This window comes from Arthrobacter sp. Y3221048, assembly GCF_059092685.1.
The window spans coordinates 634344-659964 of sequence record NZ_JBNHHX010000003.1 but is presented as its reverse complement, the minus strand read 5'-3'; the positions used below and the strand labels follow the sequence as shown (position 1 = coordinate 659964).

Annotated in this window: 25 protein-coding genes and 1 riboswitch; of the genes, 10 read left to right on the top strand and 15 right to left on the bottom strand. The window is 65.1% G+C overall.

The window, feature by feature from the left end; all coding sequences use genetic code 11:
* Positions 1-35: 35 nt before the first annotated feature.
* On the top strand, positions 36-635 hold the full coding sequence (locus tag AC5RVS_RS11930; protein ID WP_493987693.1) for a helix-turn-helix domain-containing protein: 600 nt from the start codon (positions 36-38) through the stop codon (positions 633-635).
* Between the two features lie 262 nt (positions 636-897).
* On the opposite strand, the gene AC5RVS_RS11925 is transcribed toward AC5RVS_RS11930, so the two are convergent.
* A complete protein-coding gene (locus AC5RVS_RS11925; RefSeq protein ID WP_494108287.1) occupies positions 898-1326 on the bottom strand; it encodes a DoxX family protein in 429 nt (142 codons plus the stop codon).
* Positions 1327-1566: 240 nt separating this feature from the next.
* Positions 1567-2181 (bottom strand): GyrI-like domain-containing protein, encoded by a 615-nt coding sequence (locus AC5RVS_RS11920; RefSeq protein ID WP_494108286.1) that lies wholly within the window; start codon positions 2179-2181, stop codon positions 1567-1569.
* Positions 2182-2250: 69 nt separating this feature from the next.
* Between AC5RVS_RS11920 and AC5RVS_RS11915 the strand changes: the two genes are divergently transcribed.
* Together AC5RVS_RS11915 and AC5RVS_RS11910 are read left to right on the top strand one after the other, a co-directional pair.
* Positions 2251-3000, top strand: a complete 750-nt coding sequence (locus AC5RVS_RS11915) for a M50 family metallopeptidase (protein WP_494108285.1) — start codon at positions 2251-2253, stop codon at positions 2998-3000.
* Between the two features lie 343 nt (positions 3001-3343).
* Positions 3344-3646, top strand: coding sequence for a DUF4193 domain-containing protein (locus tag AC5RVS_RS11910; protein ID WP_493979582.1), 303 nt, complete (start codon positions 3344-3346; stop codon positions 3644-3646).
* Between the two features lie 54 nt (positions 3647-3700).
* Here the strand turns inward: AC5RVS_RS11910 and AC5RVS_RS11905 are convergent, their stop codons facing one another.
* The 3 genes from AC5RVS_RS11905 to AC5RVS_RS11895 all read right to left on the bottom strand — a co-directional run bounded on the left by AC5RVS_RS11905 (position 3701) and on the right by AC5RVS_RS11895 (position 5896).
* Complete coding sequence (locus tag AC5RVS_RS11905; RefSeq protein WP_493987697.1) at positions 3701-4351, bottom strand: SDR family oxidoreductase; 651 nt, start codon at positions 4349-4351, stop codon at positions 3701-3703.
* 259 nt (positions 4352-4610) lie between these two features.
* Positions 4611-5432 (bottom strand): family 1 encapsulin nanocompartment shell protein, encoded by an 822-nt coding sequence (locus AC5RVS_RS11900; RefSeq protein WP_494108284.1) that lies wholly within the window; start codon positions 5430-5432, stop codon positions 4611-4613.
* Positions 5429-5896 (bottom strand): ferritin family protein, encoded by a 468-nt coding sequence (locus AC5RVS_RS11895; RefSeq protein ID WP_493987699.1) that lies wholly within the window; start codon positions 5894-5896, stop codon positions 5429-5431. The genes AC5RVS_RS11900 and AC5RVS_RS11895 overlap by 4 nt, the downstream gene beginning before the upstream one ends.
* 356 nt (positions 5897-6252) lie before the next feature.
* Between AC5RVS_RS11895 and AC5RVS_RS11890 the strand changes: the two genes are divergently transcribed.
* A complete protein-coding gene (locus tag AC5RVS_RS11890; RefSeq protein ID WP_494108283.1) occupies positions 6253-6636 on the top strand; it encodes a hypothetical protein in 384 nt (127 codons plus the stop codon).
* A gap of 96 nt (positions 6637-6732) precedes the next feature.
* Here AC5RVS_RS11890 and AC5RVS_RS11885 read toward each other — a convergent pair whose 3' ends face one another.
* From AC5RVS_RS11885 to AC5RVS_RS11875, 3 genes are all read right to left on the bottom strand, one after another.
* Positions 6733-8316: an HNH endonuclease signature motif containing protein gene (locus AC5RVS_RS11885; protein WP_494108282.1), complete on the bottom strand. Its 1584-nt coding sequence runs from the start codon at positions 8314-8316 to the stop codon at positions 6733-6735.
* 563 nt (positions 8317-8879) lie between these two features.
* A complete protein-coding gene (locus tag AC5RVS_RS11880) occupies positions 8880-10412 on the bottom strand; it encodes an MDR family MFS transporter (RefSeq protein WP_494108281.1) in 1533 nt (510 codons plus the stop codon).
* A gap of 374 nt (positions 10413-10786) precedes the next feature.
* Positions 10787-11683 (bottom strand): C40 family peptidase, encoded by an 897-nt coding sequence (locus AC5RVS_RS11875; protein ID WP_494108280.1) that lies wholly within the window; start codon positions 11681-11683, stop codon positions 10787-10789.
* A 3-nt stretch (positions 11684-11686) separates the two neighbouring features.
* A riboswitch (cyclic di-AMP (ydaO/yuaA leader) is annotated at positions 11687-11851 on the bottom strand.
* Positions 11852-12274: 423 nt separating this feature from the next.
* Here AC5RVS_RS11875 and AC5RVS_RS11870 point away from each other — a divergent pair.
* Complete coding sequence (locus tag AC5RVS_RS11870; RefSeq protein ID WP_494108279.1) at positions 12275-13738, top strand: aldehyde dehydrogenase family protein; 1464 nt, start codon at positions 12275-12277, stop codon at positions 13736-13738.
* A 109-nt stretch (positions 13739-13847) separates the two neighbouring features.
* Here AC5RVS_RS11870 and AC5RVS_RS11865 read toward each other — a convergent pair whose 3' ends face one another.
* Positions 13848-14858: an MBL fold metallo-hydrolase gene (locus tag AC5RVS_RS11865; RefSeq protein WP_494108278.1), complete on the bottom strand. Its 1011-nt coding sequence runs from the start codon at positions 14856-14858 to the stop codon at positions 13848-13850.
* 83 nt (positions 14859-14941) lie between these two features.
* Between AC5RVS_RS11865 and AC5RVS_RS11860 the strand changes: the two genes are divergently transcribed.
* Positions 14942-15880 carry a LysR family transcriptional regulator gene (locus tag AC5RVS_RS11860; protein WP_494108277.1) on the top strand — a complete coding sequence of 313 codons (939 nt, stop codon included), beginning with the start codon at positions 14942-14944 and terminating at the stop codon, positions 15878-15880.
* 45 nt (positions 15881-15925) lie between these two features.
* Here the strand turns inward: AC5RVS_RS11860 and AC5RVS_RS11855 are convergent, their stop codons facing one another.
* Genes AC5RVS_RS11855 through AC5RVS_RS11845 form a run of 3 tightly spaced genes read right to left on the bottom strand, consistent with a single transcriptional unit; the run spans position 15926 to position 18954 of the window.
* Positions 15926-17470 carry a tripartite tricarboxylate transporter permease gene (locus AC5RVS_RS11855; RefSeq protein WP_494108276.1) on the bottom strand — a complete coding sequence of 515 codons (1545 nt, stop codon included), beginning with the start codon at positions 17468-17470 and terminating at the stop codon, positions 15926-15928.
* A 19-nt stretch (positions 17471-17489) separates the two neighbouring features.
* Positions 17490-17981, bottom strand: a complete 492-nt coding sequence (locus AC5RVS_RS11850; RefSeq protein WP_494108275.1) for a tripartite tricarboxylate transporter TctB family protein — start codon at positions 17979-17981, stop codon at positions 17490-17492.
* 1 nt (position 17982) lies between these two features.
* Positions 17983-18954, bottom strand: a complete 972-nt coding sequence (locus AC5RVS_RS11845) for a tripartite tricarboxylate transporter substrate binding protein (protein ID WP_494108274.1) — start codon at positions 18952-18954, stop codon at positions 17983-17985.
* A gap of 233 nt (positions 18955-19187) precedes the next feature.
* Here AC5RVS_RS11845 and AC5RVS_RS11840 point away from each other — a divergent pair, with 233 nt between their 5' ends.
* Positions 19188-19661, top strand: a complete 474-nt coding sequence (locus AC5RVS_RS11840) for a DUF3237 domain-containing protein (protein WP_494108273.1) — start codon at positions 19188-19190, stop codon at positions 19659-19661.
* A 94-nt stretch (positions 19662-19755) separates the two neighbouring features.
* On the opposite strand, the gene glsA is transcribed toward AC5RVS_RS11840, so the two are convergent.
* Positions 19756-21570 carry a glutaminase A gene (glsA, locus tag AC5RVS_RS11835; RefSeq protein ID WP_494108272.1) on the bottom strand — a complete coding sequence of 605 codons (1815 nt, stop codon included), beginning with the start codon at positions 21568-21570 and terminating at the stop codon, positions 19756-19758.
* A 132-nt stretch (positions 21571-21702) separates the two neighbouring features.
* Between glsA and AC5RVS_RS11830 the strand changes: the two genes are divergently transcribed.
* From AC5RVS_RS11830 to AC5RVS_RS11820, 3 genes are all read left to right on the top strand, one after another.
* Positions 21703-22497 (top strand): hypothetical protein, encoded by a 795-nt coding sequence (locus AC5RVS_RS11830; RefSeq protein WP_494108271.1) that lies wholly within the window; start codon positions 21703-21705, stop codon positions 22495-22497.
* Positions 22498-22614: 117 nt separating this feature from the next.
* A complete protein-coding gene (locus tag AC5RVS_RS11825) occupies positions 22615-23046 on the top strand; it encodes a LapA family protein (protein WP_494108270.1) in 432 nt (143 codons plus the stop codon).
* 13 nt (positions 23047-23059) lie between these two features.
* Positions 23060-23608, top strand: a complete 549-nt coding sequence (locus tag AC5RVS_RS11820) for a DUF488 domain-containing protein (protein ID WP_493987707.1) — start codon at positions 23060-23062, stop codon at positions 23606-23608.
* A 172-nt stretch (positions 23609-23780) separates the two neighbouring features.
* Here the strand turns inward: AC5RVS_RS11820 and AC5RVS_RS11815 are convergent, their stop codons facing one another.
* The gene (locus AC5RVS_RS11815; protein WP_494108269.1) at positions 23781-24080 is read right to left on the bottom strand and encodes a hypothetical protein; all 300 of its coding nucleotides are present in this window, start codon (positions 24078-24080) and stop codon (positions 23781-23783) included.
* Positions 24081-24111: 31 nt separating this feature from the next.
* The gene (locus AC5RVS_RS11810; RefSeq protein ID WP_494108268.1) at positions 24112-25596 is read right to left on the bottom strand and encodes an FAD-dependent oxidoreductase; all 1485 of its coding nucleotides are present in this window, start codon (positions 25594-25596) and stop codon (positions 24112-24114) included.
* Between the last annotated feature and the right edge of the window lie 25 nt (positions 25597-25621).

The following is a 25621-nucleotide window of genomic DNA, read 5'->3' as shown; positions in this document are numbered from 1 at the left end:
AGCTTCACCGTGGGCCAGGTTCAGGGCCACCACCATTGCTCCGCGACATCTACGGGGCGGTCCTGCGCAAGGAGCGCCGTCGTCAGCAGCGCACCCTCGACGACGTGGCCAGCCGGGCCGGCGTGTCCCTTCAGTACCTGTCGGAGATAGAACGAGGACGCAAGGAGGCCTCCTCCGAGATCCTTGCGGCGGTCTGTGCGTCGCTGGGCTCGGGACTGGCCGCCTTCCTGGCAGCAGTGCATCGTGAACTGGCGGCGCTCGAAGGAAGGACCGTGCTGGCCAGGCCACCGGCCCTGCGGCCCTCTGCAGAGGCGCAGCAGGAATCGAACCGCCGGGAAACGGCACCGTCCCACCCAGGCAATTCCGGCTCTGTAGACAGTGCGACCGCGCTGCCACCCCTGGCACTGGAAATGACCCCTGGAGACCTCGCCGACCGGCGCCTGCAACGTACAGACCCCACCGGCCTGCGTTCTGTAGGCCTAAGCGACCGGGGCCTGCTGTGTGCTGACCACGCCGGCCTGCGTTCGGTAGGCCTGGCCGACCGGGATCTGGTGCCGCATGCCCCGATGGACGCGGGCAGGCAACTGGGCGGGGGCGCTCAAGGCGGGCCGCCGCCCATTCTGATGGCCGCCTGACGTTACACCGCTGCGTGCCCGGCGCGGACGGGCTGAGGGCATCCAGCCGCCGTGCCATGTGGGCCACGGGGCCGGATTTGTTCGGCCAACGAAAACACCGCCGCTGCTCGCCGCACACCGCACTTGCGGGAGGTGTGCTGCGAACGGTTGCGGCCGGGGGCAGCGAAACGGGCAGGTGCAGCCTTTCGGTTGCGCCTGCCCGTTTCGGTGTCCGCCCGTTTCGGCGGTTGCCCGGCGAGCTGACGCCGGGCCACCTGAGAGGTTAGGCCAGGGGAGCCAGCTTGGTCTTGCCGAAAACGGCGCGGTCCACCGAGATCCGGCCGGGGCCAACCAGCGCCAGCGCCAGCGATGCGGCGCCGAGCAGCAGCACCAGTTCGTAGCCGCCGCCGTCCACGAAGACGCCGGCGGGAGCGTGGACGAGCACCAGGGCGCCGAGCATGTCCAGCGTCAACAGGGCTGCCACGAGCCGCGTCAGCAGGCCGAGGATCAGGGCGATGCCGCCGCCGAGCTCCAGGCCGGCCACGATCGGTGCGGCGACGTCGGCGGCCGGGACGCCCATCTGGCCGAAGGAGGCCTGGGTGCCGGCGATGGTCCATTCGTTGAACTTCTGCCAGCCGTGGGCGACGAAGAGGAAGCCCAGGACGACGCGAAGAACTGTGCGTGCAGTGGTGGTCAAAGCGGAATTAGTCATGATGTTTTCACCGTTTCGATGGTCATTGGATCGGCCGTCTGGAACGAGCGATAAGCATCAATAACTTGACGCTTCAATCAAATATTGCCAGCAATTATGTTGAAGTGTCAACTTTCGGCTCTCGGGTTGAGGGCAGCAGGCGGGCAGTACCATGGCGATCCATTTAGGTGGCCGGAACCGCGCAATCCGTCCGGTCCGTCCCCAGCCCAGATCGCACAGGGCATGCCGATTGGCGGCCGCTCAGGTACCCCGCACCGGTTGGCGCAGGATTGTCTTGAGCTTGGCCGGTTCGGTCTTGCGTGGGTCGCCGAGATAGATTTCGTGGTGGTGCCCGTTTGGTTCCAACTTGTTGGCCGGCAGGAATTCATCCCTCAGCCGGGCCAAAACCGGTCCTTCGTCGTCGTACGAACCAACATGCATGACCTGGACGCTCAGCCCTTCGTCCAGCCACCCGTGCCGGAGCGATTCCACCGCCGGAAGACCCTTTTTGGCTGCCGCCTGGCGCCTTGCGTCTTCAATGTGTTCCGGTTCCAGCCAGTCAGGCTGGCGGATCATCAGTGTCCAGGACCACTCGTCCTTGGCCCGTCGGGTGAAGGCGGTCATATCCTCCGCCCACCAAAGGCCTTCCAGCGGACCCACAACGAAGTCGCGACCGACCTGCTTCTTGCTGGCAAACTTCAGCGTGTAGGAGACTGCGTACAAGGCCTCGACCGCCTGGGCGTACCCGTCTGTCGTGTTTGGATCGCCGTGACCGTCCGCCTGCAGGAACCGCATGGGTGGCACGGTGACCAGCTGGAAATCCTTGCCCGGGGCGTACAGCTCCTTCTGGTAGTTCTTGAAATCCAGCTTGTCCATGCGGGAGCTCTCCGGTGGTCGGCGATGTGGTCTAGTTATATCGCGTAGTCACGGATGAAACGAGGAACCTTGCTGCAGCAATTCGCCGCCGAATGGTGGACGCGGATCACCGCCGGCTTCATGCGCGGTGAACCACTCGAAACCGGAGTGCTGGAGTTGTCGCTCATCCTTGGTGTGGCGCTGCTGTTGTCAGTGCCCCGGGCCAGCTGGCGCTATTTCGGGTTGTTTGTCACAGCGGTCCACGAGTTGGGGCACGCGTTCGCGGCGCTGGCCACGGGGCGGCTGGTGCGCGGCATCCATTTGCGGTTCGACCAATCCGGCGCCATGATCAGCCGCGGGGCGGGCAGGGCATCGGCTGCCTGGACCGGCTTCTGGGGATACCCGGTGCCCGCGCTGGTCGGGGCGGTGTTGGTGTGGACCGCGTTCGTCGGCTGGTCCGGTGCCGCCCTGTCCGTCAGTGCGCTGCTGCTGCTGGCCACGGTCTTGTTCATCCGGAACCTCGAGGGTGTCGTCATCGCCGTGGGCTTGGCGGTGGGCGCTCAGTTGCTGGTGTGGTTCGCGCCGGTGGAATTGCTCGGGCACCTGACGCTCGCCATCGGTGTCGGGCTTCTGGTGGGAGCTGTGCGGGACTGGCTGAATCTGCTGAGCGTGCACACCCGGCGCCGGCACCAACTGGCCAATTCCGACGCGTTCATCATGGCGCGGCGGACCGGCGTGCCGGCCGCGCTCTGGCTGGCCGGGTTCGCTGTGGTCATCCTGCTTTGCTGGGCGGCTGCCGTGGCGACCGTGGCCGCTGTTGGCCCGCTGGCGGTTCTCTAACGGAGTCCTTGACAGTCCCTGATGAGGGATCTGTGGCACCGGCTGATTGCCCCTTGCGGGCGGCTTGCTGGCAGTAACTGAGCGGACTACTGCCGGTGGCTGGTCGGCCCCTCGGTTGTGACTGGTTAATCCCCTCGCAATTGGCGCCCCTCGACCTCAGGCAGTGGCCTTGCTCACAACGGTGTCATTCGGCTCGGGGCCCGCGAGCAACGGCGCGGGGGAACGGGAATTATGGCCGTGTGTGAGACGTTGTTGATCGATGTTGAAATCTTTGGAAGAGCGGCTATGATGGGCGCTCGCAGATAGGTCAAAACAACGAGAGCTTCAGGAGTTTTAAACCCGCATGGCAACCGATTACGACGCACCGCGCAACAAGGACGACGACAACAATAATGAGTCGCTCGAAGCCCTTCAGGCTCAGCGCTCCGGCGGTGCGAAGACGGCGCTGATCGACGTCGAAGATTCGGACACCGCCGAGGGCATCGATCTGCCCGGTGCCGACCTCTCCGGTGAAGAACTGGTGGTCCAGGTTGTTCCTCCCCGTGAGGACGAATTCACCTGTGGCTCCTGCTTCCTCGTCCGTCACCGCAGTCAAGTAGCCCGCGAAAAGAACGGCGAGAAGTACTGCCGCGACTGCGAAGGCTAAATCCTCAACCTTCCGAACCCCGCGCCGAGACCGGCGCGGGGTTCTGTGGTTAATTCACACGCTTCGGACGGCCTCGCTGATCGGCGTGCCGCCGTTAATGAACTCGATTACCTTGCCTGCCGTCGCAGGCACCGCGAGTACTTCGGCCGCCACCCTTGCCACGTCTTCGCGGCTCACTTCACCGCCAGGAGTGCCCGGGCCGGCTTGGATCTTCCCGGTCGCGGGCTGCAACGTCAACGAGCTCGGACCCAGGATCGTCCAGTCCAGCGACGTGGACTTCAGGTAGTCGTCCGCGGCGGCCTTGGCATCTGCGTACGGGAAAAACGCGTGGTCCTCCGGCACTCCGTGGTTCTTGCCGGCCCCCAGATAAGACACCATGATGTAGCGCTGCACCCCGGCCGCCACGGCTGCGTCCATCGACCGGATGGCCGCGTCCCGGTCCACCGCATAGGTCCGGGCAGGATTGCCTCCGCCTGCGCCCGCCGACCAGACGACGGCGTCGTGGCCGCGCAGCAGGTCTGTTAGATCGTCGGTGGTCGTCTTCTCGACGTCGGCGATCACCGGCCCGGCTCCGGTGTCCCGGACATCGGAGACGTGGTCCGGGTTGCGGATGATGGAGCTGACTTCGTGGCCCTGCGCGGTGAGGATGCGGGACAGGTGCAGCGCGACCCTGCCGTGGCCTCCGAAAATGGCAATGCGTGACATGGGGTTCCTTTCGGTGTGGTCCATCCCAATCTAGGCATGGAGTCGGGTGACGGCCAATGGCCGGCATCTTCAACGGCCGCGGTAACCCATCGGCTGGCTGCGCGCTTGTTCGGTGACCGCTTGTCGCTGCGCTGACTCCTGTGGACGCCCTTCCGCAGGGCTCGTGCGATGGTCTGGTCTCCGCAGGGCCTTGCCCCCGGTTCCGTCGGGCGGGTGCACCCGTTCAGGCCTCGGCGGAATGCGGTCCGGTTCCGCTGCCCTAGCCGTCACTGCCGGTGAGATGGATCCCGGCTTCCGGCGTGGCCACCCGGAAACTGAAGGACTGCTCGATGTACAGGTAGACGAACTCCTCATCGTGCCGGTCGTAGCCAACCGAGAGGTCCTGGCCGGATTCAAACAGGAAGTCCCCGCCGCGCAGGCTCATCACTATGGCCCCGCGGACTCCGGGCGCCCAGACAATCGGACCACCCAGCAACTTGCGCAGGTGCTCGGACAGCAGATAGCCACCGCGCTCGGTCGCCTCTACTACGGCGGTGTAATGCCCGGGGCCGAGTGCCAGGCCGAACGGACCTCCAATGCCGGCCTGGAGCAGGGCCGAGACAGCCTTGGCAATGCGCTTGGGGTAGTCATTGAAGTCAGCCACGCGAGGCACCGGCGAATGCGGGGTGGCGCTCGTGACCCCCTCAATGCCCACCTGTCTCCAGCCGTGAAATACGGCCGCGTTCTCTGCGATGGCAATTTGCATTGCCGCCTCGGCCAAGTCCGTCAGGTCCACATCGGCCGCACCGCGGTCATGGTCAAGCAGTTCCAACCGGGAAACCTTGAAAGGTGCCCGCACCTCTACCAAGGGAAGCACCCCGCGCCGTCGCGTCGTCACGCCGTCGGCCAGTGCCGGGCCCGTGATGCTTTCGGTGCGTCCAAGGTTTGTGGCCGAATACTCCCAGCCGAATGGACCAGCGAAATCCACCATCTTGCGGGCGCCGAGGGCAACGGTGAGTCGCTCCTTGGCTTCCCGGTCCAACAGCGTCCACCCACCGTCGGAAATTGGGGCATGCTCGCGCAGCAGGTGATTCATGGTCATGAGAAGTCCTCCTTGAGGCTGCCGATTCCCAGCGACGAATCAGAACCGGCCGGCCCGCGGCGAGGGTACGTACGAGTTTCCGCCCCCGACGGAGAGCAGCCAGCGGGCCCATGGGCAGAGACTGGAATCGGCAGCTCCGGGCCTGTACCGGCCGCCGCTGCCGCCTCGGCCGCTCCGCCGTTGGCCACGATATCGCCGCCTTGGAACAAGGTGCCCCGGGCAATTTGCCGCCATTTAGGCTTCCGCCGAAGCAGGAACTCCAAGTCCATGCTGAAATGTTTGAACTCCTCGGCCAGGGAATCCTCCATGATGGCGACAGATTCCGGGTCTTTCTCCAGCGACATCCGTTGTTCGTACCAGCCGATGGCCTCGGCTTCCTCTGTCAGGTTGGCGCACATCCGCGCAAAGGTCCGCGTCTCGGCGGAGAGCTCAGCGGCAGGTTCGTGATACTGGTCAAAGCCCATCTGGATTCCTCCGTGAGGTTGTGCCTCTTTGCCAGCGTAGCCACGGCCCCGCTGGCTGACTACCCTTGACGCAGGCCCCGGTGAGTGCGGTCTCGCCGCGGATGACCGCTCGGGTTGGGCACGGATCGGCGGAGGTGTTGAAGCACGCCGGCAAGTACACGGCGGACCCTAGGGGCAACCCGGCGACGCCGACCGCGTCGTCGACGCACGAGCCAGATCTGCAGTCCACGCTATGTGCTCGGTCGTCACGCCCGCTCTTGCCCGCGCCAAGTTTGCGCCCGGTGTTGTCCGCACGGGGCTACCCCCCAGCCCTGACCCCGCACAGGAACCCAACCGCGGCATAGTAAAGTTGCAGGGTGATTCGTCGAAACTCCGCACTGCTCATGCTGCCACTGGTCGCTCTGCTTGCTACCGGGTGTGCACAGGTCGAACAGGCCGCCTCCGACGCCGTCGACCAAGCCGCCAGCTCTGCTTCCGAGGCCGTGAATCAAGCCGCGTCCAACATGGCCAACGCAGCGGTCGGGGAAGCAGTAAAGCAGGTGTGCGCCCCGATTCAGGACGGCAGCATCGGTGCAGAGGAACAGGAGATGCTCGCGGGCCTGGTTTCCGCAGCAGGAGCAGCCGGCGTTCCCGCCGAGATCACCGGCCCGATGTCGCAGATCGCCGAATCCGGCGACCAGATCCCGGCAGACGCCATGGCCTCCATGCAGCAAGCCTGCGACAACAACGGCGCTGGGTAGTTAGGCAACCGCCGGGCTACTCCCAACCGCTCTTGCGCGGAATGGGAAAGCCTTTAGGCCGACTGCGGCGCGGGGGGCCGGCGACAACGCCAGCTGTCAGAACGGGGGAGTTTCAGGCTGGGCCGGCCAACCGTCAAATGGACTGGAACTTCTGCCGGGCGCAATGGCTCCCGCGGTGCTGTCCATCCCGATATCGAGTTCCGACTGCACCGGGACCTCCAGCGAACCCGAAGGGCGGACCGGCGTCCTGAGGACCGCCGCGTCAGAGTCTAATAGGCCTCCACCAGGTGAAGGGCCGCCGCACTGACCGGAGCCTGAGCCCACCGCCGCCGGCTCCGGCAGGCGTTCGGGCAGCCGCGCGTCCTTCAACCACACGTGGTTGCGGAGCGGCTTTTGAGCCGGGTCGACACTGAGCGGCGGTACGAACCAAGCCACGCCCTTGCTCACCTCGACCCGCCAATCTCCTTGATGCAGCAGATGATGGTGGTACCCGCAGACCAAGACGCCATTATCGACAGAGGTCGGACCACCCTTCTCAAACCACTGGATGTGATGCACTTCCGTCCAAGGAGAGGGCGCTGTACAGCCGGGGAAGGCACAACCTCCGTCCCTGGCAGTGATCGCCAGCCGCATGTACTTCGGAAACAGCCGCTGGGATTGGCCAACATCCAAAATCGCACCCGTGCCGGAGAGGATCACCGGGATGATGTCGGCATCGCAGGCTATCCGCCTAATGGTCTTGGCGCTCAGCGGTCCGGAGAAGGTGCTGGTGCCCGGACGTCCAACTTCGGCTGCCAGGTCCTTGTAGTCGATGGTGACCAGAAGCTGTGGGCGGCGACCGCCAGCGGCTGGCAGCAGGTCCGTGGTGAGAGCGACTTTGCAGGCACCAATGAGTCCGTCGAGCTGCTTCTGCTGGCGGGTACGCCCGTCCTCTGCCGTCTGGCTAACTAAAGCGTCCGGTCCGTTGTCCTGAGCGTCTGTGGTGACGAAGTCATCGGCGTTATCGGTGGCGCCGTTCAACTGAGAGTCTGTGCCGGGTGCGTCAACCGCTTCAAACCCTACTGTCCCGGCTGTGGCCGTCCCTTCCCTCAAGCGGGGGTTTGTGGCGGTGTTGTAAACGGTTGCAAGTACCTCGTTCTGCTCATCGGTGGCGTTAATTTCGTAGCAGTGCAGGCCGTTGCGCCGCCCGCGGTAGAACAGGCCCTGGCGTGCTTTGAGCTCGGCAGGCCCGAGGTCGGCACCGGCTGGGTTGAGGCCGCCCTCCCAGTGCCGGATCAGCAGCCTCAACGAATCGGTGTCGTAATCGGAGGCATGCTGAACCAGTGCCTCTTCCATCTCGCGGAGCTGTCCGGGGTCGGCGGTGCGACGCAGCCTGTCGACAGCCTTCCGGATCAGAGTTGCGGCCTGGCCGGAGACCATTCCTTCATCCATTGCACGTGCGAGCACCGGCAGCCTGGGCGGCGCAACAGGCTTGCCCTGAGGCGCCGGCCGGGCTTCGGTGGCTTCCGCGAGTTGGAACCGTCGAGCGGCCTCCTGCCGCGGAATGCCCAGCTTCGCCCGCAGATAGTCTTCGTTCGTTTTGTAGGCGCCGCGCATACGGCGATTCGGTTCCTCGGGGTCATGCGGCTTGTCCGTTTCTCCGACGGCGGCTATGTTCTGCGCCTTGATGATGCCGGCCACGATCAGCTGCGTTTGGCCAACGATGCTGGCCAGTTCTTCAACCTGTGCCGCCGTCTGGGCCACCGACTTGGTACTGCGTGTCAGCCCGTCGTTCCGAAGGCGATTATTCAGTTCAATGACCTCCGCACGGATCCGGCCCAGCAGGGCGGAATCATCCTGCCCTGCTCCCGGAGCCTCATCCAGCACCTCAATGGCCATAGATACAGCCTATGAAGCCCCCGAACAGGGTGGGAGAAGCAAGGGCTGGTATGTGGATGAAGAGTTCGTGGGGCTTTCTGTGGAGAAGAAGTGGATGATAGTCGGGCAAGGGGGTCGAGATCAGGCGTTCTCATTGCGTCCAGTCAGACCTCGACCGACTGAGTGCGACCGGACCTCGACCCGGCAAGGTGCGGCCGGACCTCGGGCGGCTCATGCCGCCAGGCCTCGTGCCGCCAGACCTCGAGCTCCAGAGGGACCTCGACCCGGCAAGGTGCGGCCGGGCCTCACGCTCCAGCTCCGGCCGGGCCTCACGCTCCAGCGCGGCGGGCCTCCCGCTTCAGATCCCGGGCGAAGAACCTCCGCTTTCAGCCGGCGACGGGCGCGCCTTCCAGGGCCGCCGCATCCTCGGCGGGCTCCTCCACCGGTTTCCGGATGAAGAACGCGGCTACCACGGCAATGATCGAGATGAGGGCGCCAGTCAGGAAAGCCATCCGCACTCCGCCCGCCACCGCCGTCGTCGATGCCGCACCTTCGGCGGAAAGAACACCTGCCTGCATGGACATGACGGTGACGAACATGGCGGTGCCCGCTGCCCCGGCCACTTGCTGCACGGTGCCGATGACGGCGCTTCCGTGCGAGTACAGCTGCCGCCGCACCGAGCCGAGACCTGCGGAAAACAGCGGCGTGAACAGCAGCGCCAGGCCCACACTGAGCACGATGTGCGCCGCCAGCAGTGTCAGCGGGGCGGTGTTCTCGCTGACCGTGGACAAGAACCAGAGCACGGCGCTGACCACCGTCGTCCCCGGCACCAGCAGCACCCTGGGGCCGAACCTGTCATAGAGCCGTCCAACGGGCGGGGCCAGCAGGCCCATCAACAGCCCGCCCGGCAGCAGCATCAACCCGACCTGCAGCGGCTCGAGCCCCAGGACCTGCTGCATATATATAGGGAGCAAAATGATGGTGCCGAACAGTGCGGCCATGCTGACAGCCATCAGCCCAACGGACACGGAGAAGTTGCCGGAGCGGAACGTCCGCAGGTCCAGCAACGCCCTGTCCGAGCGCTGCAGGCGAACCTGGCGCAGCAGGAATACCAGCAGTCCCACACCGCCGACTGCGAACGCAGCCCACATGGCGGCACCCGAAGCGGGCCCCGCCGTCGTTGTTCCGTGCCCGGAGCCGACCTGGCTGAGGCCGTAGATCAGCCCGCCGAAACCGATGGCTGAGAGCGCCACGGACGGCAGGTCCAGCGGCACCGGCCGGGGCTCGGTCACGTTCTGGATCCGCCGGTTGCCGACCGCCAGCATGCCCAGTGCGATCGGCAGGACCAACCAGAACATCCAGCGCCAGGACAGGGTGTTGAGGATGATGCCGGAAATGGTCGGGCCGATGGCCGGCGCCACCGAAATGACAATCGAGACGTTGCCCATGGTCTTGCCGCGGTCTTCGGCCGGTACGAGGTTCATCAGCGTGGTCATCAGCAGCGGCATCATGATCGCCGTGCCCGATGCCTGGACCACGCGGGCCACCAGCAGCACCTCGAACCCCGGAGCCAGCGCGGCCAGCAGGGTGCCCGCGGAGAACAGCGCCATCGAAGCAGTGAAAACCTGACGCGTGGTGAAACGCTGCAAAAGGAAACCGGTCACCGGAATGACCACCGCCATCGTCAGCATAAACGCCGTGGTCAGCCACTGGGCCGCGCGGGCGCTGATGCCCAGGTCATCCATCAACTCGGTCAGCGCCACAGACATGATGGTCTCGTTCAAGATCACCACGAACGCAGAGACCAACAGGATGCCAATCACGCGGCGGTTTCGGCGCGATTCGTCAGCCGTCAACCCTCCGCCGTTGGCTGATCCGGGTTGCGCCGAGGCTCTTTTCGTCGACGGTTCTTTATTCACGGGAGAATCCTCGGGTGGAGTTCGTGCTGTTGCGGGCGGCCGGAAATAGCCCTAGAACGCCGAGCCTACGGCAGAGTAGTAGCTTAACCTGCCCCCGCTGACTCCTATTCCCAGAGCGCGGCAACCGCAAATAAACAACGACGCCGATGCTCGCCGCCGGGAGAAAACCTCCGACCGGCGGGGGAGGGCGCAGCGTGAAGAGTTCCCAATCGGGTCCCCTTAAAGAGGAGAAGCCCGCCGCGTGATACGAGGAGGCGAAGTCCTGCGGCGCGTTAAAAGAGGAGAAGCCCCGCCGGCGCATGGCCGACGAGGCTTCCCTGTGATCCTGGAACTGCCGTTGGGGGGAATGGCCGTTCCAGGGGCATGAGGGGTGGTTACATCGTGTAGTAACCGGTAACGGGCATGGCGTTCACGTCGTGCACCATGGTGCCCTGGCTCGGGTTCAGGGCGCTGATCATTTTGCCGTCGCCCAAGTAGATGCCCGTGTGGCCGCCGCCGTTCTGCACCACCAGGTCGCCCGGCTTCGGGTTGCTGGTCGGGGTCAGGGCGCTGCCCTGGTGCTGGCTGAGGCGGGGCAGGTCGACGCCAGCCTGGGCGTAGACCCACTGAGTGAAGCCGGAGCAGTCCCAGCCGGCGGTGGAGGTGCCGCCCCAGACGTACGGCGTGCCCTGACCGGACATGGCGATGTCCACGATGCTCTGGTTTCCGCTGGTGGAGGCGGGCTTGATGTCGGCGCTGGCCAGCGAGACCGTCGCGGCGTCTGTCGACGCAGCCAGGGTCGTAGCGGCTCCGCCGTTGCCCTGGGCTGCCTGGCCGCCACCGGACTGCGCGGATCCGGTCAGCGCGATCTGGTCGCCCGGGTAAATGATGGAGTAAGCGCCAAGGCCGTTGATGGCCAGCACGTCCTGCACATTTTTGCCGTACTGGGCGGCAATCGTGCCGACGGTGTCGCCTGCGACCACAGTGTGCGTGGTGGCACCGGCGTCGGCAGTGGAGCTGGTAACCGAAGCGCGCTCCACCTCGAAGCCGGCGTTGGCCGGAGCGGCAACGGTGCCGGTTACGTCGGCGGCACCGTAGGTCGGGACGGTGACATCGGCGGCAGCGTTGGCCGGCAGGCCGGCACCCAGCATCAGGCCACCGGCGGCCGTGACCACGGCGGCGCCGCGGCCGACGGTGCCGGCGCGGGATGAGACGGCGTGGGACAGACCGGCCACGGTGGTGTTGCGGACCGGGGTGGCACGGTGGCGTGCGCGATTGTTTTTGAGCAGCAAGAAGATACCTCTCCCAATGCCTGCGAGGTAAGCTGTCGGGTTCGGGTGGGAGTCACCCGGCCGTGCGGCAGCGCGGTATGCACTCCGTACGGCTTAACCCCAAGAGCCCCAAGAGGGGCCCGGAAAGTGGGTCCCCCGCCTCTGCCAGATGTCTAGCGAACGAACCCGGAAAGGCTGGCAGAGCTAGGCAATACCCTCCGAGGACATCAGCGGATGATCGCCGATGTGTTGAAAACAGTACATAACGGTTCGATAACTGTCCAAGCCCTGAAATTTACCTGTGGATAACCTGAGAGTCACCGAATGACACCGGCTTCCTGCTCCGGATTCAGGCGCAGTCGAGGGCGGTGGGGAGTACATCGGCAGGAACAAAATGGCCTCGATCGCACCGCTTTCCTGTGCCTTGGCGCCTTGAAGAGTGGGGAGCATCACGGCCGTCGTTGATCCGGGCCGTTCTCCCCTGCAACAGGGCGGCCATTGTCCGAGCACGACGGCGGGAGTAGGCTCCGCCTTATCCGGGCCGCGGGGACGGCCGGCGCTTCGGCTGTGGCCGGCGGCGTGGCCCAGCCACTTCGGAAAGGAATGAGCGCCATGCCCATCACACGTGAGTTGATCATCAACGGCGAGCACGTCCCGGCAGCCTCCGGCAAGACCACCGAGGACATCAACCCCTACACGGGCGAAGCCTTCGCCACTGTCGCGGCCGCCGGACCGGAAGATGTCACGCGAGCGGTCGACGCGGCGTCGGCGGCCTTCGACGCGTGGGCCGCGACGCCTCCCACCCAGCGGGCGAAGATTTTCCTGAAAGCTGCCGACCTGTTTGAAGACCGGATGCAGCAGGGCATCGAGTTGATGGCCGGCGAAGTGGGTGGTGTGGCGGTCTGGGCCGGTTTCAACGTCCAGCTGGCCGCCAACATCCTGCGCGCGGCAGCGGCAGCCACCACCGCACCTCGTGGCGACGTGCTGGCCACCGACCTGCCCGGCAAGTTCTCGTTCTCCGTCCGGCAGCCCTACGGCGTGGTAGCGGCGCTGTCTCCGTGGAACGCGCCGTTCATCCTGGGCATGCGGGCCATGGCCATCCCGATGGCCGTCGGAAACACCGTGGTGCTCAAGCCCAGCGAGGACGCGCCGCTGGCCTGCGGCCTGTTCCTGGCGGACGCATTGCTGGACGCGGGCCTGCCCGCTGGGGTGCTGAACGTCATCACGAATGACCGGGCGGACGCGAACGATGTGGTGAGCACCCTGATCTCCGACCCCCGCGTGCGCAACGTGAACTTCACCGGTTCCACCAAGGTGGGACGCATCATCGGCACGCTCGCGGCGCAGAACCTGAAGCCTGCGGTGCTTGAGCTCGGCGGCAAGAACTCCCTGATGGTGCTCAAAGACGCGGACGTCGACTACGCCGTGCAGGCGGCGACCTTCGGCGCGTTCATGAACGCCGGGCAGATCTGCATGTCGGTGGACCGCGTGATCGTGGACCGCAGCATTTCCGAGGAGTTCTCGAGCCGGTTCGCGGAGAAAGTCGCCACGCTGCCCACCGGGGACCCGATGAAGCAGGACACGGTGATCGGACCGCAGGTCACCCAGGCCTCGGCGGACCGGCAGTACGCACTGATCGACGACGCCGTGTCCAAGGGCGCGACGGTGCTGGCCGGCGGCGGGAAGGCGGCCCAAGCCGTGGTGCCCGCGACGGTGCTCTCCGGGATCACCGAGGAGATGCGGATCTACGACGAGGAGATCTTCGGTTCGGCGACCACCATCATGGAGGTGGACGGCCCGGAACAGGCGGTGAAGCTGGCGAACGACACGAACTACGGCCTGACCTCCGGTGTCATCACGGAGAACCTGGCCGAGGGCATCGAGGTGGCGCAGCGGCTCAAGACCGGCATTGGCCACGTCAACGACCAACCGGTGCTGGATGAACCGATGGCCCCGTTCGGCGGCATCCAGGAGTCGGGCTACGGCAAGTTCGGCGGGCAAGCCGGCATCAATTCGTTCACCGAGGAGCGCTGGATCACCATCCAGCAGAACGGGCACGCGCAGTACCCGTTCTAGGGATGTTCAGGGCCTCCCACACTCCACGTTGGGGCAGAAGGCCCTGAACAGCCAGCGACAGGACGAACCAGTGAGCGGACGACGGCGGTGACCCGCCTGGGTAGGCGGGTTACGGGCGCAAGGTAATCACGTCGAGATCAGCCGGTACATGAAAGGTGCCGGAGTAATACTCCCTTGCCTGGTCCGTCACCCCTTCCCAACCCATCCCAGGCACCAAATGGTGCAGAGCCAGTTGCTTTGCTCCTGCCTTCTCGGCAATACGGGCAGCGTCCTGAACGGACGTATGAGACTTGTAATGATGGTCGCGGGAAGCGACGGATACCTCATCCGTCCGGCCGGCATAGAGCATGTCAATGTAGTCAAAATCCAGGGCTTCATGCATGAGCAGGTCGACGTCCCGGGCAAGCCTCACCATATTCGGTGTGTACGTCGTGTCGCCCGAGAACGCAACCGAACCGTTAGCGGTCTCGAAACGGAATCCAAACGCAGGGGCGACAGGTGGGTGCTGTACGAGCGTTGCCATGACTTTAACTGCACCGTCTTCGAAGACCTTGAACGGTTCCATGTCAGGTGTCGGGTTGTCGTTGGGGTGGTAACCGCTGGCAACCGGAATCTCGATGTCTTGTGCATCGAACAGATCCAGCGGCGAGGGGCGCAAACTGTCTAGGATCCTGTCATTGAGGTCGGTGGCGTGCGCGAACATTAGCTGCTCGAACATTTCACGTGTCCCGGGGGTGGGCGAGTGGGGGGCGATGGGAGTCGGCGGCACCTGCGCCCGAGGCGAGACCGGCGGCAGCACCGAGCGGTTCCCCGGTCCAATAATGGGCACGGGGTTCCCGGCCCGGTGTGCGAGCTCGTACAGTCCGAATATCCCCAGCGAAGCCAGGTCGACCGTATGGTCGGAATGAAGGTGCGTGATGAAGATGCCCTTTAACCGGGAAAGCTCCAGATTGGCCTCGCTCAGTCGTCGTCCTACACCATGGCCGCAATCCACTAGATAGAAGCCGTCCTCTACAACGATTGCGGTCGAAATTCCGGTGCGTTCGGTCGCCTTTCCATCAACCTTCCACCATCGCGGTCCTCCGGCGGTTCCCAGTGCGACGATCTGTGTCTTATACATGTATTTTTTCTTCCAATCCGGTGACGGCACTCTGCTCCATCACCCATACTTAGGGACTACGAATTCATCCATCAGGGAAATAAATGTCCGAATTCACACTTCGCCAGCTTGAATACTTTGTTGCCATCGCCGATCACGGCTCTGTTACCGCTGCTGCAGAGGCCCGACACGTCAGCCAAGGGGCTGTGTCGATGGCGATCGCGCAACTGGAGAAAGCACTCGGAGTCGAATTGCTGCTTCGTACGCGTTCCAAGCGGGTCGTTCCCACCGCCGCCGGCGAGGAGCTCATCGCCCGCGGCCGGCACCTCATGCTTCTGTCCAGTCAATTGGCAGATGCTGTCCGCGGTGGTGTTGAGGAGATGCGCGGGCCCCTGCGCATCGGCGTAACAGGCACGATCTCGCCCCGGACGATTCCCCCCCTGCTGGAGTACTTCGTCGAGAACTACCCCCTGGTCGAGGTCGACTTTTCCGAGCTGTACCCGGACGAACTGCAGCAGGCAGTCGCCCACGGCACGCTGGACTTCGGTTTGATCTATGCGATGCAGGCGGGTCCGCACCTGAGAAAGGTAACTCTCGGCGGGACGCGTCAGCACTTGATGTTCGCCGCCAATCATCGATACGCGAACGCAGACCAGGTGTGGCTCAAAGACGTCATCGAGGAACCGCTGGTACTGGTGAATATCCCGCCGACCGTGGACCGTGTGGTGGCCCTCATCCAGTCGGTTGGCTTGGAGCCGCGAGTGCGCTGGACCAGCGCCAGCATGGAGACCATACGTTCCATGGTCGCGCGGGGACTTTGCTATTCGTTCGTCAACACCGTCCCGACGATCCGCACTACATCCGATGACCTTCCTGTCAGCTACGTTCCTATAGCCGACAAACTGCCAGTAAATCCGATCAGTGCGGTCTTGGCACCGGCCACGACGCCACCGCGCCGCGTGCATGCCGCCTTGGACTTCCTCCGCGGGCACTTGGCCGTGCACGCAGGTGACAGCAAAATCCCGGGAAGCGGTGCCGCTTAATCGGGCTGCGCGTTTCGCATGCGGTGGGTGGCTGATTTTCACGGCTTACGGCTTCTTTTCCTGCCGCTGAAGACGAACCCCGACAGCCTCGGGATGCCCTGCAAGAATCGGACGGCGTCTGCGGCGCCTGTCCACGAGGAACCATAGGCCTGCTGCTACGACGACGGCGACGACGGCTATAGGCAGCGGACGCTCAATGAAAATTGAGAAACTGCCGTCGGACAGCGCCATGGTGCGGCGGAAGTTGTCTTCCAGGATCGGCCCCAGGATGAAGCCCAGGATGAACGGGCCGAGGTCATAGTTGAATTTGCGCAGGATGTACCCGAGCACACCGAAGGCGACAGTCATCATGACGTCGAACATGCTGTTCCGTACGCTGTAGACGCCCGCCACGGCGACGACGAGGATGATCGGTGCCATGATTGCCCCGCGGATCCTCAACAACTGGACAAAGACTCCGATGAGCGGGAGGTTCAGGACCAGCAAAATGATATTGCCGATGTACATCGACGCGATGACACCCCAGAACACATCGGGATGCTCGTTGACCAGTTGCGGTCCGGGCGTGATGTTCTGAAGCAGCAGTGCACCGAAAATCAGAGCCAGTACCGGGTTCGGCGGGATACCCAGAGTTAGCAGCGGTACGAATGCTGAATTGGAAGATGCATTGTCGGCGGTTTCCGTAGCGGCAAGCCCATCAATGGCACCCTTCCCGAACTTTTCGGGCTGCTTTGAAAAGCGCCGCTCAACCCCGTAGGCAATGACCGAGGAGATCGTTCCGCCCCCGCCGGGGATGATTCCGATGAAGAACCCGATGATCGAGGCGCGTAGGATTGCGAACCGGCTCAGTAGCCAATCCGCCCTCTCGGGCAGAATGCGCTTGAGCTTAGGGTTGCCCAAGGCCTTGTAGTACCCGGTTTCCGCGTTGTGCAGTATTTCCCCAATGCCGAACATGCCTACGGCGACAGCGACGACGTGGACCCCGGCGATAAGGTCCGTGCTGCCGAAGGTGAACCTTGGGGCAGCGGTGACCGGGTCGAGCCCAATGGACGCGATGAGGATCCCCAGTGCGGCAGCCGCCAAAGCCTTCAGCTTTGACCCGGAACCGATGAAGACGACCATCAGCAGTCCGAGGCCTGCCAGCGCGAACATATCCGGGGCGCTGATTCCACCTGCTACTGAAGCCATCGTGGGAGCCAACAGCGTCAAGCCAACGATGGCAACGGTGCCGCCGAGGAATGAGCCGATACCGGTGATGGCCAGCGCCGACCCGGCTTTGCCTTGCTGCGCCAGCGGATAACCGTCAAAAGTCGTGACGACCGCCGAGGCGTCTCCCGGGAGGCGCAGGAGTATGGCGGGGATGCGCCCGCCGTACATCGAGCCGTAGTAGATTCCGGCGAGCATCATGATGGCTGTTGCGGGTTCCAAGTTGAAGGTCAGAGGCAGCAGCAAGGCGATGGTCGCTACCGGGCCGAGGCCTGGCAAGAGGCCGATGAGCGTGCCCACGGTTACGCCGATGAACACGAACAACAAGTTCATGGGGTCTAGCGCGACCTGGAAGCCGGTGCCTAGACCCTCGAGGATATTCACAACGAGATGTCCTTTGCGATTAGAAGAGCCGGAGATTCACGCCGAGCGCGGTGGCAAAGACCACATAGGCAACCACAGGGGTGACGGCAGCAGTGACCAAGGCAGTAACCCATTTCTCCGCAGCGGAGAATCGAACCACCGCCAAAACCATCGCAAAGCCTGCTCCGACGAACCCAATGAAGGGGTAGGTGATGAGAAACAGGCACAATCCGACCAGCAGCCAAAGGATGCGGCGCAAGCCCGAGCGGCAGGGTACTTGAAAGCGATGCCCGGACATGGCGATGACGGGTGTCAGGACCAAGGCCAGGATGGCCACCGACATGGGCCACAGGCCGGGTCCGGGGCGGGAGATGTCGCCTAGACCCAGCTGGATCGAGCCGACGATGGCCATGACTGCGATCACGGCCACCAACAACGGTGAGTACCGATCGGCCGCTCCGGAGTCGTCCGGAGAAGGACGCTCATCTTCATCCAGACCATCGTGCGGTTCAGACCCAGCGGTGCCGACCACGCTACTTGCCGATTCCAAGACGTTCGTACATTTCCACGAAGCGGTCACGTTCCGCGGGGATGACCTCGGTGAACCACTTTTCACCCTCGACACTCGGAACGGTGCCCGCATTAGCCTCGACGAACTCGACAAACTCCGGGTCGGCTGCAGCATTTGAGGCGGCTTTTTCAAGCGTGGCAATGACGTTTTCAGGCGCATCCGCTTGGACCACGAGCGCTTGGGAGCCTGAGAAGACAGCCTTTTCAACGCCTTCCTCCACAACGGTCGGAACGTCGGGAAGCGCCGGGATGCGCTCTGTGGTGCTGATGGCGAGGGCGCGGATTTCTCCGGATTTCAAGCGCGGCTGTGCACTTGTGACATCCTGAATGCCGTAGTCAACATCGCCATTGACGATCGCCTGGAGGGCGGTGGGGGAACCGTCGTAGGCGACATTTTCGCCTTGGAAACCCTTAACCGCCGCAATCTCCGCCCCAATGAGGTGCGTGGGGTGCCCCTCACCGAAGCTTGAGTACGTCAGCCTCTCCTTTGCTGCCGCCAGGTCATCCAGGGCCTTGAAGGGAGAGTCAGCCGGCACTGCCACAACGAAGCCGTTGTCGGAGGTGGGCTGGATAGAGCGGAAATCATCAAAGTCGTAGGTGACCGCCTGCTGCAACATGCCCGATGTGAACGCTCCGGTCGGAGCAAAGAGGAGGGTGTATCCGTCAGGCTTGGCGTTGGCCGCTTCGGTGGACGCGAGAACGCCACCACCGCCGGGACGGTTGACGACCATAATCTTCTTTCCGAGCTCATTCTCAAGTGAGGCAGCAAACTTCCGGGCGGTGGTGTCGTTGTGACCCCCCGGGGCGAATCCGACGAGCATCTCTACGTTCTTGGTTGGGTAATCACCCGCAGAGCCGGACGAGGCTCCGGCGGCGCCGCATCCGGCGAGCGTTGCTGCCAGAAGTCCGGCAGTGGCGAAGGCCTTGATTTTCAAAATGTTCTCCTCTTGGGCACCTCCCGGCCCATTTGCCGAGGAGGACACTCAATACTGTGCACCAGATCACAGGGAAGCAAAAATGATACTTTTTGAAGACCCTCATCATTTTTCTTGATTGCCGTGCCTCGGGAGCGCTTTTCGGTCACGCGGTCCTGAAGCCTCGACCGCCGGGGACGTCAGGCTTGTCCTTCTTTCTTTCGGCGCCGGAAGACCGTTGCTAGATTGGGCGCATGATTGAGACGTTCATGAAGCCGGAGCTGACTTTTTTCGCCTCCGTCTCCGTAGAGGTAGGCGAAGCAATTGATATCGGTGAAACCATAGACGGGAGGCGCCGCGTCATTCCGATCCTCGGCGGAATTGTTCGCGGTGACGGATGGGGCGGAAAAGTACTTAACGCGGGTGCTGACTTCCAGGTGTACCCTTCCGCGGATACCGCCTACCTGAAGGCAATGTATGTGATTCAGGCCGATGACGGCAGCCGGATTTTCGTCGATAACGAGGCCATCCGGACCGGCTCTCCGGAGAACCTGGCTCGGTTGGTAACCGGGGAAACTGTTGACCCTGCTTTGATTTACTTCCGGTTCACTCCGCGGCTCACAGCAGCAATCGACGGGTCTTTCGCCTGGGTCAATTCGAAGCTGTTCATCGGGGCCGGCGTTCGCACGCCTGATTCCGTACGCTTGGAATTCTTTGCCGTCGAGTGAAGGAGATCGATGAAGGGCGAAACAGTTTCACGCATGACCGCGTCACATTAACTTTTTGAACTCCACAGGTGGCGTTCGTTGCCCTTGACTTTGTTTAGTCGCGGATGCGCACGGCCGTTTCGCGCATGTAGCGGTCCACGTGCGCGTAGGCGTCGCGGGTCAGGGCTTTCCAGAGTTCGACTGCGAGGCGCGGGTTTTCGCTCTCCAGGCGGCTCATGGTTTCGGCCGGGAGGAGCCTGACCCGAACCGGACCATCGGCGCGCACGGTGGTTTCCTGCCGGTCCGCGCTGCCCAGCGCCATTTCGCCGAACGTCATGCCGGCGCTGAGGGTGGTGAGTTTGACCCTGGTGTTCCCCGGCCCGGTGGAGGTGGTGGTGACGCGGCCGGACAGGATGAAATAGACCCCGGCGAAGCGCTGGCCGACCCGGCGAATGAGCTCGCCGTCGTCATAGCTGCGTTCTTCCATCAACTCCGCGAGCGCGGCGGAGTCCTCGGGGTCCAGCGGGCTGAGCGCAGGGGAATCGGCCACGTCCACCGTGGCGGGCCTGCAGAGCTCGTCGCCATAGGCGGCGATCAACCGGTTTTCGGCGAATTCGACGGCGGTGCTGCGGGTGGCGAACGACGGCACCGGCCGCCCGGAGTCTTCGAACCGCTGCGCCAGGGCGCCCTCGCCGTCGATCATCACCAGTTCGCGCCCGGCGTCCGCGAGCGAGGCCCGAAGCTGCTCCAGCATGTCCAGGGCGACCGGGGCGGTTTCATCCACCCGGCGCATGTCCAGGATGACAAGTTCCACCGACTCGTCCAGGTCGCTGACCTCGCGCACCATGGATTCCGTGCCGGCGAACAACAGGTCCCCGTTCAGCTCGATCACGCGGGCGCGGTGCCCGTTGGCGCGCAGCACCTCTGCGGCCTCGTCGTTGCGGCGGATCCCGGACGGGGCATCGGTGATGTCGTAGCTGGCGCGGATGGCGTTCCGGCCGGTGCGCGCGGCCCGGACGAAGTGCAGCCCCATGTCGTGGGAGATCCGCCGGCTGGCCGCCACCCCCCGCACGCTGCTGCCGTGGTCGTCCAGCGGCGGCGAATAAACTGCCAGCCCCAACTGACCCGGCAACACCGCGAGCAGGCCGCCGCCCACCCCGGACTTTGCCGGCATGCCCACGTCCGAGAGCCACGCGCCGGCGTCGTCGTACATTCCGCAGGTAGCCATCACGGAGAGGACCCGTTCCTCCACCTCCAGGTCCAGCACCTGCTTTCCGGTGAGCGGGTTGGTGCCGCCGTTTGCCAGGGTGGCCGCCATGACCGACAGGTCGCGGCAGGTGACCAGCACGGAGCATTGCCGGAAGTAATCCTCGGCCACCGGGTCCGGATCCTGCTCGATGATCTCGAAGGAGCGCAGCAGGTGGGCCAGCGCCCGGTTGCGGTACCCGTGCCGCGCCTCCGACTGGAACGTGCGTTCGCTGACCGACAGGTCGCGGCCAGCGAAGGCGGAATAGTGCTCGAGGATGCGCCGGAACCCGGTCTTGCCGCCGCTGCCCTTGATCAGGGAGGTGGCGGTCAGCGCCCCGGCATTGATCATCGCGTTGGCCGGTCGGCCGGTGCCCGGAGCCAGCGAAATTTCGTTGAAGGCGTTGCCCGATGGCTCCACGTCTACCTTTTGGTCCACGGCGTCGAGCCCCAGGTCGGAGAGCGCGAGCCCGTAGGTGAAGGGCTTGGAAATGGACTGGATGGTGAATTCTTCGCTTGAGTCGCCGACCTCGTACACGTAGCCGTCCACGGTGGCCAGGCAGATGGCGAACTTGTCCGGGTCCGCGCCGGCCATCGCGGGAATACCGCCGTACGGCTTGCCGTCCTTGAGGCCGGCGAGCTCGGCGTGCAAGGTGCGCAGATAGGTTTGGATAGGGGAGTCCATGATGCCAGCCTATGGGGTGGCTGGAACGTACAACCAGCGGGGGCCAGAGGCACCGCCCGGCGACCGGGTCGCCGAGACGTCGATCATGCCGGAAAGCCGAGCCGATGGAACCCGGCGGGTTAGATTGGCGGTATGACCGATCCCGGGCCGGTGCCTGCCGCCGACAATCCGCTGTTCGCGTTGCTGGCGGCCGGTGATCGCGCCGGAGTTCTTGCCTATGCGGCTGCCATGCCGGACAACGAAAAGCGGCGCGAGAAGTCGATGGTCCGGCGGTTCCGGATGGTGGTTTCGGCAGAGCCGACCGGCGAGCGCTCGCCGGACGGGTGGTGGCGGGGCCCCTTGAAACCCGACCACTGGGCCGCCGCGGACATCGCCCACATGGCCTGCATCGGCGCGGAACGGTCCGCCGCCCTGTCCTACACGGATTTCAAGGTCGCGCGCGACGCGCCGCCGGTGCTGTTTCCCGGCCACTTGGAGCTGTTCGTCGAGTCCTGGTCGGAACGCTATCTGCGCAATCCCAAAGGCTGGGACCGGAACCGCGGCACTGACGCGATGTTTGACTGGGTCCGCGACGGTCTGGTGCCCGCCCCGGCGCATCGCGGCGCCATGCTCCTGTTGCTGAGCCAGACGCAGGTTGGAAGCATCGACTTCCTGAAGTTCGTGCGGCAGCGGCCGGGATTGATCGACGTGACGCTGAAAGAACTGTTCCACGTACCCGGGATCAAGGGCGCCAGCGCCATGCAGTTCGACGAGGGCAATCCCCGGGAGAACCGCAAGCTGGCGGTTCTGCTGCCCCAACTGGTCAAACTGGGCTACTGGGACGCCGAGTGGGTCCGGCAGGGGATCGAACGGGTCTTGGCGAGCGACGAATGGCCGGAATACCAGAAGCGCTTCTTCAAGCTGCTGCGCAGCAACCTCGCGGACTGATTCAGGCATGACGTCGTAGCGCACGACGTCGACCAGACCGCCCGCGCACCGGTATGCCTGCGCTGATGCATCGTCTACGCTGAGGGAAACGGCGCAGCGGCGAAAGGCAGGACAGCAATGACTTCCAATCCGCAGGGCACGGGACGGGACGGAGCCGAGACCGGGGGCACGAACACCGGCCGATCGGGAGCCGGGCCGTCCGGTAAGTCCGGGCAGGGCGCATCCGACGACCTTGGACCCAAAACCGGTGGGGCAGGCCCGCAAGAAGGGCACGAGGCGAGGCAACAAGGCACCCGACTGGGGATGATCTGGACGTCGGTGGTCGTTGCGCTGCTCCTGTTGGTGCTGCTGATTGTGTTCATTGCGCAGAACCAGGACCAGGTGCTGCTGCGCTATTTCGGTTTCGAGGGGCAGGTCGCACTGGGGCTGGCGCTGTTCGTGGCGTCGGTCGCCGGCGGCATCTTCGTCGCCGCCGCCGGGGCCGCCCGCATCATCCAGTTGCGCTACCGCGGACGGGTAAGCCGCAAGAACGGCTCGACGCCGCGTTAGTTCGGGTTCGCAGATGGCACAGGACGTAGACCGGCGGCTGTTCACCGTCGGCCACGGCACCAGCACGACCGAAGAGTTGGCCGAACTGCTCAACGGCGCCGGGGTGCAGAAGGTCGTCGATGTCCGCCGCTTCCCGGGCAGCCGCAAACACCCGGACATGGGCCGCGATGCGCTCACGGAATGGCTTCCCGCCGCCGGCCTCGGCTACCGCTGGGAAGAAGACCTGGGCGGACGACGGCGGATTCCCGCCGGCGAGCCCGAGCCCGACAGCTGGTGGCAAGTCGCTGCGTTCCGGGCCTATGCCGCCTACACGCGCACCCCGGAATTCGCCAACGGGCTGGGACGCCTGCTGACCGACGCCGAGGCCGCCGACGTGGCGATCATGTGCAGCGAGAGCGTGTGGTGGCGCTGCCACCGCCGGCTCATCTCGGACGTCCTGGTGTTGCTGCACGCCTTTGAGGTGGTGCATCTGCTGCCCGGCGGCAAAAAATCATTGCACGAGCCGTCGGCAGGTGCCAGAACGGAAGCCGGCCGGTTGTATTGGGACCTGCCGGCGGCATGACGCCCGCGAAGTAAACCGGAGCGTCAGGGAACCAAGCCGGGTCGCCGCGCAATAGACCGCGGCGCGGGAAACCGAGCCGCGGCGGGTCGCCGCGCATAGACCGCGGCGCCGGGGGAACCGAACCGCGGCGCCCGGCAATAAGCCCGCGGCGCCGCGGCCGCCCAGTCAGCGGTCAGCGCTTGCGGCCGAAAATCAGCGAAGCCAGCGCCGTCGCCGCCGTCACCGTATAGACCGCCGGCCAGGCGCCGATCTTCTTCGCCAGCGGATGGGACACGCCGAAGGCCGCCAGATACCCACCGGTCAGCGCTGCCGCCCGGCCTGTCCCGGCGTTGCGCTGCCACATCGCGAAGGCTCCGGCTCCCGCGGCGGCCAGCACGGCGCCTGCCAGCGGACGGTTCTTGGTCGCTTGGCCGGTCTTAAAACCGCCCAGCAGGCCGGTGCTGGTGAGCAGGGTGGGGAGGACGGAACTCATGGGCATCTCCTTGGACGTCGGGACTCCCAGCCTATCCCCGCCCCGTCGCCAGGGTCTCGCCCGAGCGGCCGTGCCGGAACCCGGTGGGGAATCCCAGCTGTACCGGCTCCGGCGCGGAACAGCAGCTCGCGGCTGCTGGCTCCGGTTCGGCTGCTTCTTCGGGTGCGGACATTTGCCGACCGGCGGACTCCTCACCGGCCGCCACCCCACCCGCAGCTCCCGCCGCGGGGACATCGCAGCTGGCGCCGATGTCGGTGGAGCAGACGCCTGTCTCCGGCAGGTTGAGTTCCACGTTGTCGGCGGCCGCCCTGTCCCCGGCCAACGCGGCGGCGATCGAGCGAACCTGCTCATAGCCGGTGGCCAACAGGAAGGTCGGCGCCCGGCCGTAGGATTTCATGCCGGCAAGGTAGAAGTCGCGGTCCGGGTGGGCCAGCAGCCTGGCGCCGTGCGGGGGAACGGTGCCGCAACTGTGGAACTCCGGATCGATCAGAGGGCCAAGCGCGCGGGGCGCCTCCACGGCCGGATCAAGCTCGAGCCGGACCTCGCGCAGCATGTCCAGGTCGGGCCGGAAGCCGGTGGCCGGAACCAGCAGGTCCACGTCGAGCTGCACGTCACCGTCGGGAGTGCTGCCGCTGACGGCGAGGCTGTCCGCGCACTTGAAGCCGGTGATGGTGAACGAGGTGTGCAGGTCCACGTGGCCGTCCTCGACCAGCCGGCGCAGCCGCGTCCCCAGCTGGCCGCGCGCCGGCAGCCCGTCCAGCTCCCCGCCGCCGTAGAGCCGCGTGACACTGGAACCGCGGACCGCCCAGCTGACCCGCGTGCCCGGTTCGTTCTTGGCCAGCTGGCCAAGGTTGAGCAAGGTGTTGGCGGCCGAGTGGCCGGCGCCGACCACCAGGATGTGCTTGCCGGCAAAGCGCGCGCGGGCGCGGCCGACGACGTCGGGCAGCGGCCCGGTGATGAAGCCGGCGGCCAGGGCGTCGGCCTCACCGGGAGCGGGCAGCCCGGCCTGGCCCAACGGATTCGGCCGGCTCCACGTACCGGAAGCATCGACCACGGCGCGCGCTAGGTGGTCGGTGACCGTCCCCGAAGCGTCCTGCACCCGGACCAGGAACGGCGTCTCGTCCCGGCCCAGCGAACGGGTCTTGTCCATGCCGGCGCGGCTGACGGCCACTACCCGTGAAGAGGTGCGCAGGGCATTGCGGAGGGCCGGCACGGCGGCCAGCGGCTGGATGTAGCGCTCCACCAGTTCGGAGCCGTAGGGGAGTGCGCTCGGCCGTGGCTCTTCCCAGCCGGCAGCCTCCAGCAGCCGGCGGGACGCGGCGTCGATGTTGTAGCGCCAGGGGGAGAACAGTCGGATGTGGCCCCAGTCGGCGACCGCGGCACCGGCCGCCTCTCCGGCTTCGAAGACCAGCGGGGTCAGTCCGCGCTCCAGCAAGTGGGCCGCCGCGGCCAGCCCGACCGGCCCTGCACCGATGACGACGACGGGGAGTCCCGCACTGTTCCTGTCCTGGCTCATGGTCGGCTTCCTTGCGGTAGTAGGG